General features: G+C 53.8%; 11 protein-coding genes and 3 tRNA genes. 2 read left to right on the top strand and 12 right to left on the bottom strand.

The features are described 5' to 3' along the window. Positions 1 to 80: 80 nt before the first annotated feature. The 5 genes from HMPREF3050_RS05025 to rsmD form a co-directional block, all read right to left on the bottom strand. Positions 81 to 155: transfer RNA gene (locus tag HMPREF3050_RS05025), tRNA-Thr, on the bottom strand. An 11-nt stretch (positions 156 to 166) separates the two neighbouring features. Next, positions 167 to 240 (bottom strand) — tRNA-Gly (locus HMPREF3050_RS05030). 36 nt (positions 241 to 276) lie between these two features. Continuing rightward, positions 277 to 360 (bottom strand) — tRNA-Tyr (locus HMPREF3050_RS05035). Between the two features lie 99 nt (positions 361 to 459). After that, positions 460 to 711, bottom strand: a complete 252-nt coding sequence (locus HMPREF3050_RS05040; protein WP_003679513.1) for a YfhL family 4Fe-4S dicluster ferredoxin — start codon at positions 709 to 711, stop codon at positions 460 to 462. 121 nt (positions 712 to 832) lie between these two features. Continuing rightward, complete coding sequence (rsmD, locus tag HMPREF3050_RS05045) at positions 833 to 1,399, bottom strand: 16S rRNA (guanine(966)-N(2))-methyltransferase RsmD (RefSeq protein ID WP_039410333.1); 567 nt, start codon at positions 1,397 to 1,399, stop codon at positions 833 to 835. 272 nt (positions 1,400 to 1,671) lie between these two features. On the opposite strand from rsmD, the gene HMPREF3050_RS05050 reads away from it, so the two are divergent. After that, positions 1,672 to 1,893: a hypothetical protein gene (locus HMPREF3050_RS05050; protein WP_003760517.1), complete on the top strand. Its 222-nt coding sequence runs from the start codon at positions 1,672 to 1,674 to the stop codon at positions 1,891 to 1,893. 76 nt (positions 1,894 to 1,969) lie between these two features. Here HMPREF3050_RS05050 and topA read toward each other — a convergent pair whose 3' ends face one another. The 7 genes from topA to rsmB form a co-directional block, all read right to left on the bottom strand. Continuing rightward, complete coding sequence (gene topA, locus HMPREF3050_RS05055; RefSeq protein WP_009312695.1) at positions 1,970 to 4,276, bottom strand: type I DNA topoisomerase; 2,307 nt, start codon at positions 4,274 to 4,276, stop codon at positions 1,970 to 1,972. Between the two features lie 84 nt (positions 4,277 to 4,360). Then, positions 4,361 to 4,816, bottom strand: coding sequence for a Smg family protein (locus HMPREF3050_RS05060; protein ID WP_003742632.1), 456 nt, complete (start codon positions 4,814 to 4,816; stop codon positions 4,361 to 4,363). A gap of 25 nt (positions 4,817 to 4,841) precedes the next feature. Continuing rightward, positions 4,842 to 6,062, bottom strand: coding sequence for a DNA-processing protein DprA (gene dprA, locus HMPREF3050_RS05065; RefSeq protein WP_070773803.1), 1,221 nt, complete (start codon positions 6,060 to 6,062; stop codon positions 4,842 to 4,844). A gap of 377 nt (positions 6,063 to 6,439) precedes the next feature. After that, positions 6,440 to 7,723: a sigma-54-dependent transcriptional regulator gene (locus HMPREF3050_RS05070; protein WP_003763191.1), complete on the bottom strand. Its 1,284-nt coding sequence runs from the start codon at positions 7,721 to 7,723 to the stop codon at positions 6,440 to 6,442. Further along, positions 7,716 to 9,839, bottom strand: coding sequence for a sensor histidine kinase (locus HMPREF3050_RS05075; protein ID WP_003760528.1), 2,124 nt, complete (start codon positions 9,837 to 9,839; stop codon positions 7,716 to 7,718). Before HMPREF3050_RS05075 ends, HMPREF3050_RS05070 begins: the two co-directional genes overlap by 8 nt. A 3-nt stretch (positions 9,840 to 9,842) precedes the next feature. Next, a complete protein-coding gene (locus tag HMPREF3050_RS05080; RefSeq protein WP_003742625.1) occupies positions 9,843 to 10,436 on the bottom strand; it encodes a DUF4390 domain-containing protein in 594 nt (197 codons plus the stop codon). Next, on the bottom strand, positions 10,402 to 11,661 hold the full coding sequence (gene rsmB / locus HMPREF3050_RS05085) for a 16S rRNA (cytosine(967)-C(5))-methyltransferase RsmB (RefSeq protein ID WP_070773805.1): 1,260 nt from the start codon (positions 11,659 to 11,661) through the stop codon (positions 10,402 to 10,404). The genes HMPREF3050_RS05080 and rsmB overlap by 35 nt, the downstream gene beginning before the upstream one ends. A gap of 172 nt (positions 11,662 to 11,833) precedes the next feature. On the opposite strand from rsmB, the gene HMPREF3050_RS05090 reads away from it, so the two are divergent. Then, complete coding sequence (locus HMPREF3050_RS05090) at positions 11,834 to 12,118, top strand: PepSY domain-containing protein (RefSeq protein ID WP_070773807.1); 285 nt, start codon at positions 11,834 to 11,836, stop codon at positions 12,116 to 12,118. Positions 12,119 to 12,130: the final 12 nt, after the last annotated feature.

Here is a 12,130-nt window from a genome sequence, read left to right on the forward strand (position 1 = left end):
TTACGTGCGGTTTGCTACGTTCAAATTTTTCCTTTGCCATGGCAAATTTCCTATCTTTAAAATACTGAGAAAATGGTATTTGGTGCCCATGGGCAGATTTGAACTGCCGGCCTCTCCCTTACCAAGGGAGTGCTCTACCCCTGAGCTACATGGGCCAATAGACTATTGGAGCGGGTGAAGGGAATCGAACCCTCACCGTAAGCTTGGAAGGCTTCTGCTCTACCATTGAGCTACACCCGCAGACTTACTGCATCAATGCTCCAACACATTGGAATTTGGTGGTGGGAGAAGGATTCGAACCTTCGAAGCTCTCGCAACAGATTTACAGTCTGCCCCCTTTGACCGCTCGGGAATCCCACCAAAAGAGAACGCAAGTTTATTCGTGACTCAGATTTTCGTCAAGTTCTTTTTTAATTTTGTTTTCTTAAAATCACTCAATTTATTGCTTTAAAAAAGAATTTATTTGAACTGAATGATTTTTTCGTATTTTGCCATCAGCTCTTCGTGCGTTTCCGGATGCTCTTCATCAATCAGGATGCAGTCCACGGGGCATACCTGCTGACATTGCGGCTCATCGTAATGGCCTACGCACTGCGTACACAAATTAGGGTTGATTTCGTAAATTTCCTCGCCTTGCGAGATGGCGTCATTGGGGCACTCCGGCTCGCAAACGTCACAGTTAATGCACTCATCTGTAATAAAGAGCGACATTTCTTTTCCTTTTTCATTTAAATTATCAAAACCGATTGGGCGCGGATTATAGCACAAACGCGTCAAAAACAATCCGTTTAGGCGAATGTTTACACCCTGGTAATGATTCTCAAATCTCTTACTATTCAGCTACTTGGACAAACTGCAAGAGCACAAAACCGCTCTTACCCGCCCGTCCTTCGCGATAAGGCTCCAGCCACTCGGGGAAATCGGGCAGCTCCCCTGCTTCAATATAGACCATTGCCCCGTTTTTCAAGCTGTTTTTCAAAGAAGCAAACAAATTTTCCCAATCCCGCCACGCAAACGGCGGATCCAAAAAGACCACATCAAACTTTTCAGACGACCTCTGCAGATACGCAAGGCCATCGGTATTGAGGATTTCCAGTTTATCCAAACCCAATGCTCTGGCGTTTTGCCGCAGCATATCGGCAGTTTTGCGATTATTATCTGCCAGCACCACCCTCTTCGCGTTACGGGACGCGGCCTCAAATCCCAACGCGCCGCTTCCGGCAAACAAATCCAACGCATTCAGACCGGTCAAATCCTGACCCAGCCAATTAAAAAGTTTTTCGCGGACACTGTCAGGCGTTGGACGCAGACCGTCCGCATCTGCAAAAACCAGTTTCCGTCCCCTGCATTGCCCGCCGATGATACGGACTTGATTTGAATGTTTGCTGTGTTTACTCATAATTAAAACGGATCGTCCGACAGTTTCAGACGACCTCTAAAGAATGACAAAGCAGCGATTATACAGCAGCGTTTTTTTTTCATTTAAGGCCGCATGAAAACAAATCTACCCATCGCAAAAATTTATTTTTTATGATGGTAAACTTACAAAATTTTATAAATTATAAAATATTTTCTCAAATAAAAAGGTCGCTTACGTTCGCCATTAGAACTTTCCCACCGTTTTTTCAGTCTATTAACCATAATACTTAATGAAAATATGGATGGCTGACAATGCCGCTTTGGAAAATTTTTTTGGGTGTTTATATCGGCGGCGTGATTGCCTTCACCGCCCACGCCCATTTCTTTGACGAATATTACCGCCACTTGGGATTGATTCCGAACTTGGGGCGCGGTCTGCTTTGGTTCGTCTTTTGCCTGCCCTTGATCGGCAAAACCGTTGCTTTGATAGTCAGTTTATTCTTTCTTGCCACACTGGTTTTTGCAAGGCGTTAAATCCCTTCTTAATGAAACTGAAAAGGTCGTCTGAAAATTTTTCAGACGACCTTTTCTCTTTCAAACCAACCTAATCTCACTCTTTCGGTGCAGGCGGTTCAATCTGCTCTTTCCAGCCGCATTCTTTTTGCGGGCAGACTTTTTCCACGCCCCAGCGTTTGGTGGTTTTGATGGTCAAGACCGGCCAATGGCAGTTCGGGCATTCTTCGGCGACGGGCGGGTTCCAAGTGGCGTAGTTGCAGTCGGGATAGGTGCTGCAACTGTAAAACAGTTTGCCGTAGCGGGATTTGCGCTCGACGAGGTTGCCTTTTTTGCATTGCGGGCATTGGACGCCGGTATCTTTGGGTTTTTCCAGCGGCTCGACGTGTTTGCATTTGGGGTAGTTGGCGCAGCCGATGAATTTGCTGCCGGTGCGGCTGTATTTATACACCAGCCGTCCGCCGCATTTTGGGCATTCGCGCCCGTCGAGTTCTGCCTGTTCGGCTTCGGCTTTGGCGATGCGCTCGGCGGCTTCTTCGGCAGTTTCGTTGACGTTGCGCGTGTAGCTGCACTCGGGATAGCCGGCGCAGGCGACGAAGCGGCCCATTTTGCCGAACTTGATTTGCAGTTTGTGTTCGCCGCATTTGGGGCAGGTTTCGTCGAGTTCCTGCGTGGTGAATTTGGCGCGTTCGATGCCTTCTTTTTCTTCCACTTGCTTGATGAACGGTTTCCAGAATTTGTCCATCACGGGAATCCAGCGGCGTTTGCCGTCGGCGATTTCGTCGAGCTGGTCTTCAAGTTTCGCGGTGAAGTGGTAGTCGACGTATTGGGCAAAGTGTTCGGTCAGGAATTTGTTGACGATGTCGCCCGTATCGGTGGGCATGAAGCGTTTTTGCTCAAGGGTAACGTATTCGCGGTCTTTGAGCGTGGATATGATGCTGGCGTAAGTCGAGGGGCGGCCGATGCCGTATTCTTCGAGGGCTTTAACCAGCGTGGCTTCGTTGTAGCGCGGCGGCGGGGTGGTGAAGTGTTGCTCGCCGTAGAGTTTGTCCACGGGCAATTTGTCGCCTTCGCTCATTTCGGGCAGTTTTTTGCTGTCTTCGCCTTCTTCATCGTCGCTGCTTTCTTCGTAAACGCTGAGGAAGCCTGCGAAGGTTTGCACTTGTCCGGTTACGCGGAATACGCCTTTGCCGACGGTAATATCGACGGTGGTTTGGTCGAATTTGGCGGGCGTCATCTGACAGGCGACGGTGCGCTGCCAAATCATTTGATAGAGTTTGAACTGGTCTGCGCTCAGGAAGGGTTTGACGCTTTCGGGCGTGCGGTACACGGAAGTCGGACGAATCGCCTCGTGGGCTTCTTGAGCGTTTTTGGATTTGGTTTTGTATTGTTTGGCGGCACTCGGCAGATATTCTTTGCCGATTTTGTTTTCGATGTAATGGCGGATTTCGGTTAACGCTTCATCGGCCAAATTCACGCTGTCGGTACGCATATAGGTAATCAGACCGATGGCGCCCTGCCCTACGTCTATACCTTCGTAAAGCTGCTGGGCGGTACGCATGGTGCGGTCGGTGGTGAAGCCGAGTTTGCGCACGGCATCCTGCTGCATGGTAGAAGTGGTGAACGGCGCAGCAGGATTGCGGCTGCGCTTTTTCTTTTCGATGGCGGTAACGACGGCCTCTTTGCCTTCGAGTTCTTTCAACACGTCGGCTTGCGCGGCTTCGTTCGGCAGGTCGAATTGTTCGAGTTTCGCGCCGTTGTATTGGGCGAGTTTGGCGGTGAACTTGCTGCGGCCTTTGTGGCTGTCGAGATGCACCGTCCAATATTCCTGCGCTTCAAAGGCACGGATTTCGTTTTCGCGTTCGCAAATCAAACGCAGGGCGGGACTTTGCACACGGCCCGCACTCAAACCGCGTCGGATTTTTTTCCACAACAATGGCGAGAGGTTGAAACCGACCAAATAGTCCAAAGCTCGGCGGGCTTGTTGCGCATCCACCAAGTCCATTTCGATTTCGCGCGGGTTGGCGACGGCATCGAGCACGGCATTTTTGGTGATTTCGTGGAACACGACACGCTGCGGCTTGATGTTTTTCAGACCGCGTTTGGATTTGAGGATTTCAAAAAGATGCCAGGAAATCGCTTCGCCTTCCCTATCCGGGTCGGTTGCGAGGTAGATGTTTTCGGCTTCTTTGGCTCCCGCGACAATCGCATCGACGTGTTTGGCGTTGCGTTTGATCAGCTCGTATTTCATGGCGAAGTCGTGTTCGGGATCGACGGCACCGTTTTTGGGGACGAGGTCGCGGACGTGGCCGTAGGAGGCCAGAATTTCGAAATCGCCGCCAAGGTATTTTTTCAGGGTTTTGGCTTTGGACGGTGATTCGACGATTAAGAGGTTTTTCGCCATTGTTTGTTCTCTTTTAATGTATTGGATGATGCGTTTCAGACGACCTTTCTGAACAAGCTGCGTCAAAAGGTCGTCTGAAAAGGTTTAATGCATGGTCGCTTTGCCGTTGAGCGCGCCCATCAGGTCATCGCCGATTAAGACGGGCAATTCGCTTTTGTGCGCCCACAACAAGAGCAACACCAGCACTTTCGCCGTATCGAGTGTGATTTCTTCGGGCGGGATGTGCATCAGGGCGTGGATGACGATTTCGCGCTGCTCGTAAGTGATGGCGCGTTCGGCAACCAAATACTGCATCAGCCCCATGACTTCCTGCGGCAGGTTTTCCACTTCCTCGTTGCAATACACGCGCAGGGCATGGCTGTCGAACGGCGCGGCGGCGAATTCGGACGTGTTGAACAACACTTCCATCATCATCAGCGTATTGCCGATTTCCGTTACGTCAAAACCCGCATCTTCCAACAGGCGGCCCAAATCCTCCGGCGGCGGGCAGTTGTCGAAATCTTGGAAGTGTTCGATGAGATAGGCGATGACTTCTGTCATGCTGGTTCCTTAATGAATGAATCAATTATGCTTTTATGCGCTGATAGCGTCCGCCCGGCAAGGCGGCGACGATGCCGTCGAGTTCGTACTCCAGCAGTCGGGCGTAAACGTCTGCCGCCGCCCATGCGGTTTGCTGCGCCAATATATCGGGATGCACGGGGTCGTAACCCATGGCGTCCAGCAGCTCGTCTTCCGCTGTCGGCGCGGCAACCGTATTGGCTTGCGCCGGCTGTTTTCGGACATGAAGGTCGTCTGAAAACGGCAAAACAGATTCAGACGACGTCTCTCTGACGGCAGTGCGTTTTTCCGTTTTTTTGTTTTTCTTATTTATAGAATATGATGGAACTGCCGCATTTTGCAATAGCCCCGGACATTCGTGAAGGATGTCGTCCAAACATTCCACCAATTTCGCGCCGTCTTTAATCAGCTTATGACAGCCTTTGCTGTGCGGATTGTCTATCGAACCGGGCACCGCCATCACCTCCCGTCCCATCTCCGCCGCCAGCTTGGCGGTAATCAGCGAACCGGATTCCAACGCGGCTTCAACCACCAGCGTAACCTGCGACAACGCGGCAATCAGGCGGTTGCGGCGCGGAAAGTTGCCCGCAAACGGCCGCGTATCCAAAGGAAACTCGCTGACAATCAATCCTTTTTCGGCGATTTCATAGGCAAGGTTTTTATTGGACGGCGGGTAAATGCGGTCTATGCCCGTCCCCCATACGGCGATGGTGCCGCCGCCCGCCTGCAACGCGCCTTGATGGGCGGCGGTGTCGATACCTGAAGCCATACCCGACACGACGGGAATATCCTTTTCGCTCAACGCTCTGCCGAAATCTTTGGCAATCCGCATCGCCTGCGGCGTGGCATGGCGGCTGCCGACAATGGCGGCGGAAGGTTTGTGCAGCAGTTGCACGTTACCGCGCAAAAACAAAACCGGCGGCGCGGTAATGCCCTGCGTCAGCATTTCGGGAAAATCATCATCTTGCAGCAGCAACAAACGGCAGCCGTCCTGCTTTTCCCATTGCAATGCCGCTTCCGCAGCTTTTTGCGCCAACGCCCGTTTTTCGCCGTTGCGCCAAGATTCGGCTGCCTGCTTGTGGCGCACTATCGTGGCAATTTGCTCCACAGGAGCATCCAGCGCGGCTTTCGCGCTGCCGAAACGTTGCAGCAGGAGCAAGAAGCCCTCCGCGCCGACATAAGGCGTAAACGCCAGTTGCAGCCAGGCAAGGCGGTCGTTTTCCGTCATCAATTGTGTCCCCTTGTTGTTTTCAGACGACCTTTGTTCGGGAGGTCGTCTGAAAACGGATAAATGTCAGTATTTAACGATAAAGCCGACGAACTTTAAACCGATACGGCGTTCCCGCGCCTGATTCCGGTTTCGTACCTGTTCACCGTCATGCGGATGCTGCCAAACAGCCGGCAGCCCGTTAGTAACTTTTGTAATATTTTTATATTCTACACGATACGGCAAGAAAATCTGTCATTTGAATGGTTGTCGCACATTGCCTCAAAAGTGAGTTGGTTATTCGACAAAAACGGGCGTGTTGATGGCAAACAAGGTCGTCTGAAAACATACCGCGGCGTACCGTATGCTTTCAGACGACCTCTTATCCTACTACCGCCCTACTCTTCTGCTTTTTCCGCTGCGCTGCGGCGGGAAACGCTGATGCCTAATTGTTTGAGTTTGCGGTAGAGGTGTGTGCGCTCCAGACCGACTTTTTGGGCGACACGGCTCATGTTTTGCCCTTCTTGAGCGATGTGGTACTCAAAATAGCGGCGCTCCAATTCTTCACGCAGTTCGCGCAAAGGCATATTGAAGTTGAAACCGCCGACGATTTCAGTGGCGACTGTCGCCCGTTTTTGCCCCAATGCGGCAACGACCGCCTGCTCGTGGACTTCCTGTCCGTCCGCCTCCAGCATCAGGTTTTTCACGACGCTGCGGAGCTGGTCGAAATTGCCCGGCCAGTTGTATTGGCAGAGAACAGTCAGCGAGCCGTTGCTGAATTTGACGGGCTGGATTTTTTCGCTGTCCGCCAATTCGGTCATGACTTGGTTGACCAAGAAAGCGATGTCTTCGGATTGGCTGCGCAACGGCGGGATACTGATGACGTTGCCGGAAAGCAGTTCGGACAACTTGGCATCGGCAATGGCGTCTGCCGGGCTTTCATCGGCGGCGTGGCTGCCGGCGACGATAACGCGCACGTTGTAACGGTCTGCCTTGCCGAGGATGAAACTGATGCCGTTTTGGATGTTTTTGCTGTACTGCGCGGCATCACCGAGATAAAGCGTGCCGCCCGATGCTTTTTGCAGCAGCTCCAATGGCGCATCGGCAATGAGTTCGACGCGGCTGAGTCCGACCCAAGGCGTGCCGCTTTTGTGGAAATAACGGGCAACGATTTCAAACGGCGAACCGGTTTCGCCGCTGAGCAGCACGGGTCCGCTTTTTTTCACGGCAGGCTCAAGTTGTTGCTTGAATTCTTGAATGGCGGGGCTGTTGCCGAGTTTGTCGAAGGACAAGCCCGCCGCCATCTGCATTTCGCCGTGTTTGAGGGCGCGGTCGACGGTAGAGAGCAGCTTTTGCAGGGCAATCGGTTTTTCCAAAAAATCGAGCGCGCCGATTTTGGTGGCTTCGACGGCGGTGTCGATGCTGGCGTGTCCGCTCATCATCACTACGGGCATATTGAGCTGCCCGTTTTTCGCCCACTCTTTGAGCAGGGTAATCCCGTCGCAGTCGGGCATCCAGATGTCCAACAACACCATGGCGGGACGGGTTTGGTGGCGCAGTTGGCGCGCCTCTTCGGCGTTCTCCGCCAAAGCCACGGAATAACCTTCGTCTTGGAGGATTTCCGAGAGCAAGTCGCGGATACCTACTTCGTCATCTACAATTAAAATATCACTGCTACGCATAAGTTTCTACCAATCGGGGTAAGGCTATTTTCACACACGCGCCGCCTTCGTTCTGATTGCTCAGGCTGATGCGGCCGCCGTGCTCTTCGATGATTTTCTTCACAACGGGCAATCCCAGTCCCGTACCTGTCGGCTTGTCGGTAACATACGGCTCGAAGGCATTATGCAGCATTTCCTTGCTGAAACCTTTGCCGTTGTTACAAACGGTCAATAAAACCTGTCCGTCGTTATCTTCACCGACGCTGACATTCACTTGCGGAACTTCTGCCTCTTCCGCCGCCTCTGCCGCGTTTTTGAAAATATTGTGCAACACCTGCCGCATGGCGGTGGTATCGGCGGAAATCGGCTGCGGCTTGTCGGACAAGTTCGGAACAAAGCGGCACGCCCCGCCCTCGTACAGCAGCAACACTTCTTCGACCAAACGGTTCAAATCGTGTTTTTCAAAATTCAGCGACGGGGCGCGGGCGTAATTGCGGAAGGCTTCGACCATTTCTTTTAATGCCGCCACCTGCTTGACGATGGTGTCGGTCGAACGGCTGAGGATTTGGGCGTGTTGTTCGTCCAATTTATCATGCAATTTCCATGCCAATCTCTCGGCGGAAAGTTGGATAGGCGTGAGCGGATTGCGGATTTCATGCGCCAACCGTTTCGCCACTTCGCCCCAAGCGGCTTCTTTTTGGGCGCGGATGAGGACGGTGATGTCGTCAATCACCATTACCACGCCGTTGTCGTTGTCGTCGGGCAGGATGGTGGCTTTACCCAAAAGAATCCGCGCATCGTCGGGGGCGGCGTATTCGACTTGGACGGGCTTGGCGGCATTGGCGGTTTCTTCAATGGCGGCAAACACTTCGGCAAGCAGGGTCTGCTGCGGCGATTGTCCGCGCCAGTCGTGCCAGTTGCTGCCCCACAGCGGCACCAATTCAATGCCCAAAATCCGTTCGGCGGCTTTGTTGAAGGTTTTCAGACGACCTTCGGCATCCAAAGTAATCACGCCCGTGGTCAAGCTTTCCAACACGCATTCGAGATAGTGGCGCGCCGCTTCTTCGCGCAGGCGGTTGTTCTCGTCGGCTTCTTTGGCGATGGCAAGCTGTTCGGTCATGTGGTTGAACAACTGGGTCAACCTGCCGAATTCGTCGTTGCGGAACACGGGGCGTTTCTGGCTGAAATCGCCCTGCGCCACCGCCCTTGCGCCTTCTGCCAACGACAATACCGGCTCGACGAAGCGGCGGGCGAAATACAGCGCCATCACCAAGGCAAGGAAAATCGCCAACAGCGCGGCAACCAGCAAAGTCGCCAAGAAGAAGGTTTGCAGGCCTTGTTTGGTGTAGCTCAATTCGGCGTATTTTGCCCGCGCCGCTTCAATCAGCGTCGCATCTTGCGCCACATCCTGCGGGATGGGCTGGCGGAAAAACAAGGCGTAATCGCGTCCGTTGTGCGCGCCGATGAGCATCCAGCCTTGCGCGTACAAGACATTTTCTATGTTTTCCAAACTGCGTATCGAGCCGGTCTGCTCCAGCTTCTCCCATCCTTCTTTGTCGAGTTCGGGTTGGTTTAGTTTCAGCGGATTGACACTTTTCTCGGTTTTATGGGTTTTGACGTCGTAGAGCGAAAGCTGGGTAAAGCCGCCCGATTTGGCGGCATTTTTCAGCGCCTTGCCCAAATCGCCGTCCACAGACGCGGTGCTGATCAGGTCGATTTGCACCGGCGTGGCGTTGCTGACGGCGTTGTCCACTGCCAGATTCAGCGCGGATTTACTCAAGTTCAGGCTGCGCTCGAGGGCTTCGTGAGTATCGTTGCCGAACCACGAATTAATCGTGCCGTTGATGAACTGCGCGGAAATGCCGAACAGGAACACGCCCGGCAATACCGCCACCAGCGTAAACATCCCCGACAGCCGCCGCGCAATCTGCGAACCGAACACACCCTTGCTTTTGTCGCGCATGAGGAGCAGGACGTAGCGCGTCAAAACCGATGCCAACACCAGCATCAGCAGCGCACACAGAGCGATAATCCACCAGAAATATTCCGCCAGCGGGCTGGTGCTGCCCGTTGCAATGGTCAGTCCGTAGAGCAGTCCCACTGCCGCCAACACGGCAATCAGGAGAAAGCGGCGCATGGTTTACTCCTGAGAGATGGTCAGAGACTTCCAGCCGGAATCCAAGTGCCAGTTTTTAGAAGTCAATGCGTTGATTTGGAAGGGTTTGGGCAGCTTCGCCGTCGAGAGCAGCAGGCGGATTTCGGCTTGTGTGTCTTTCGCTGCAACGCCGCTTAACGCGCCTTTGGACAGCACTTTCCAGTTGGCGACCGCCCCTACGCCGCGCAAGGCGGTCTCGAGCGTGTCGTATTCGGTGGAAAACGTGCCGACGGTTATGCGGTAGCGGTTGGTCAGCGGATGGAAGGAAAGTTTGTAGTGGATGGTGTTGTCGCTGTTGAGCAGCTGGTCAAACTTGAAGCGGTAAGACGGCATGGAAGGCGCAGAAAGCTGCCAGCTCAAAGTGAAATTCAACGGCACGCCCTGCCGGAGCGCCTGTTTGAGCTGGTCGGGCAAATCGGTGCGGAAACGGCTGCTGACGGAAAGCTGCCCGGTTTCGGTCAGTTTCGCCTCGGAGCGGGTCACGCTGATGCCCTCCGCCGCCGCATTCAGCGACAGGGCGAGCAACAGCGTTCCAAACAGCCGTTTACTGCTTTTTGATAAGCGCGTAATAAAAGCCATCTTGATGTTTGTTCGGTAAAAGCACACGCGACTCGATCAGCTCGGCATCGGCGTGGCGGTTGAGGAATTTTTGCAACTGAACGTCGTTTTCTTCGACGAACACCGAGCAGGTGGCCAGCAGCATTCTGCCGTTTTTCGTCAGGGTTTGCCAAAGCGCGTCCAGCAATGCCTCCTGCTGACGGGCGGTTTTGGCGGCATCGGTCGGACGGCGCAGCCATTTCACGTCAGGATTGCGCCGCGCCACACCCGAAGCGGTACACGGCACGTCGGCAAGGATGGCGTCGAAAGGCTTTCCATCATACCACGCCGCCAAGTCCTGCGCATCGGCGCAAGCCAGAGCGGTCGTCTGAAACCCCAAACGGTCGAGATTGTCCTTCACCCTTTTCAGACGACCTTCGTCTATGTCCAAAGCGGTTACATGACAATCCGCCAGTTCCAACATATGCCCCGTCTTCCCGCCCGGCGCGGCGCACGCGTCCAAAATCCGTTCGCCGTCTTTAGGGTTTAACAGATACGCCGCCTGCTGCGCACCGAAATCCTGCACCGACACCAGCCCTTCGGCAAAACCGGGCAGGCGGTTCACCGGCACGGCTTCTTCCAGCGTTACCGCATATTCGTCCAACGCCTTAGCCACAATCCCTTCCGCCGCCAGCTTTTCCAAATACGATTCGGCATTGCCGTGGCGTCGGTTGACCCGCAGCGTCATCGGCGGATGCGATTGCAGCGCGGTGGTGATGTTGTGCCAATGTTTCAGATAATGGTTTTTCAGGTATGCCACCCACCACAGCGGCAGGTTGTGCTTCGCCACATCGTCTTTTTTGCACGAAGCCGCGAGCTTGTCGCGTTCACGCAAAAAACGCCGCAAAATCGCGTTGGCAAACGAACGGTACTGCCCGCGCCCGATTTTCGCGATACTCTCGACCGCCTCGTTGACCACGGCGTGAGGCGCATTGCGCGTGTAATGCAGTTGGTACATCGCCGCCAAAAGCAGGCTTTCGAGCTGCGGATTGTCAATCGGCTTTTTCAGCATCTGCGCGAGCATATGCTTCAAACTGCCCAAATAACGCTGGCAGCCGTAGGCAATATCCTGCAACGCGCCGTTTTCCTGCGCCGTCAGCTCGGGATGCGCCGCGCGGATTTGCGCCAACACATCCTGAAGGTTGCGCCCTTCGGCGACCGCCGCAATGCTGTCGGCGGCGAGTTTTTGGGCGAGGGACATACTCATAAATTCAATTCCTTAAATGACTGCTGTGGTTCGATTTGTTCGTTAAAAATGTAAACGCCGCACAAGCGGTTCGGGCGGTGTTCGGGGCAAGATTCAAATTGTGTTAATCCGATTGCCCGCTCATGACAATATCCATATAGTCCGTTCTTTTCAACACACATAAGGATTCATCATGAATTTACGCGCCCTTTCCCTGCTTGCCGTTTCCGCCGCACTCGTTTCCGGCAGCCTGACCGCCGCGGCGGCACCGCACAAACATTCCCGCGCCATCTCCCAAGCGCAAGCCGTCAAAATCGCCAAGAAACGCGTCGGCGGCGGCCGCGTTACCGACATCGACCACAGCGACGGGCGCTGGGAAATCGAAATCCGCAGAGGCTGTACCGAATACGATGTGGACGTTTCCTCACAAAGCGGCCGCGTCATCAAAGTGGACACCGACAACCACTGCGACGATTAATCGATTCTTGAT

The sequence above is a fragment of the Neisseria sp. HMSC065D04 genome (assembly GCF_001815675.1).
GTDB lineage: Bacteria > Pseudomonadota > Gammaproteobacteria > Burkholderiales > Neisseriaceae > Neisseria.